This window comes from Microbulbifer jejuensis (assembly GCF_047289955.1).
GTDB lineage: Bacteria > Pseudomonadota > Gammaproteobacteria > Pseudomonadales > Cellvibrionaceae > Microbulbifer.
This window is the reverse complement of the sequence record NZ_JBLBUB010000071.1, coordinates 1-1,387: the sequence shown is the minus strand read 5'-3', so window position 1 is coordinate 1,387 and position 1,387 is coordinate 1. Positions and strand designations below refer to the sequence as shown.

Sequence of the window (1,387 nt, the reverse complement as noted above, 5' to 3'; positions counted from 1 at the left end):
GATCACCCTCGGCCCCATCCAGAAAGCTGCGGTAGTCCACAACCGGATAGGTGCCCTGGTTATCCGTCCAGTCGTAGATCTTCTGTGCAATCTGTCCCGCATCTGTGGTGCCCCACCAGTTGCCGGTGGCATCCAGGGTGGTCTGTGCCGCATCTGCAAAATAGCGGGTGTAATAGCTGTAAGAACTGTTGTCGTAGAGACTGTTGCCGGTGACTACCGGTAGCGGGTTCTGCGCCACATCGCTCCTGTGGCCCTCGGCGTAGATACCATAGGTGTTCCCGGCAATCACATTGCCGCCGCTGATTTGCGGGGCACTGTTGCGATACACATAGATACCGCTTTGGCTGCCGCGAATGGTATTGCCGGCTATCTGCGGGGCAATCACCGCTTCTACCGAAGCGGCCCGGGTATCAATACCGGTGTAGTTGTTCAGCAACTGTGAATGGCGCAGCGAACCATCGCCGCCATTAAAATAGATACCCTTGCTGGCACAATGCACTTCGGCGTATGCGATACTCGCCGTGGCCCCGGCAACAATTTCGATACCCGACCAGTCCTGCCGCTTGGTATTGATACCATCACAGGCTTCTGCTGCCGGCTTGAAAACAATGGGCGAGGCCTCACTACCCTCTGCCGTCAGTACACCTCTGACCAGTAACGGAAATTTGCCGGCAAACTGCAGCTCTGTGCCGGAACCAATGCCCAGGGTGGCACCCGCCGCAACTTCCACCCGGCCGAGCACCAAATAACTGCCTTCTGACAAGTCCGCATCTTCCGTGAAAGGACCCAACAGTATCTCTCCAACATAGGCCGGATCACCCTCGGCCCCATCCAGAAAGCTGCGGTAGTCCACAACCGGATAGGTGCCCTGGTTATCCGTCCAGTCGTAAATCTTCTGTGCAATCTGCCCCGCATCTGTGGTACCCCACCAGTTGCCGGTGGCATCCAGGGTGGTCTGTGCCGCATCTGCAAAATAGCGGGTGTAATAGCTGTAAGAACTGTTGTCGTAGAGACTGTTGCCGGTGACTGCCGGTAGCGGGTTCTGCGCCGCATCGCTCCTGTGGCCCTCGGCGTAGATACCATAGGTGTTCCCGGCAATCACATTGCCGCCGCTGATCTGCGGGGCACTGTTGCGATACACATAGATACCGTTTTGGCTGCCGCGAATGGTATTGCCGGCTATCTGCGGGGCAATCACCGCTTCTGCCGAAGCGGCCCGGGTATCAATACCGGTGTAGTTATTCAGCAACTGTGAATGGCGCAGCGAACCATCGCCGCCATTAAAATAGATACCCTTGCTGGCACAATGCACTTCGGCGTATGCGATACTCGCCGTGGCCCCGGCAACAATTTCGATACCCGACCAGTCCTGCCGCTTGGTATTGAT

The 1,387-nt window shown here is 57.0% G+C and carries 1 protein-coding gene; it reads right to left on the bottom strand.

Annotated elements, in window-relative coordinates; all coding sequences use genetic code 11:
* On the bottom strand, positions 1–1,387 hold a 1,387-nt coding region (locus ACL7TT_RS20500), incomplete at both ends, for a right-handed parallel beta-helix repeat-containing protein (protein WP_413398030.1).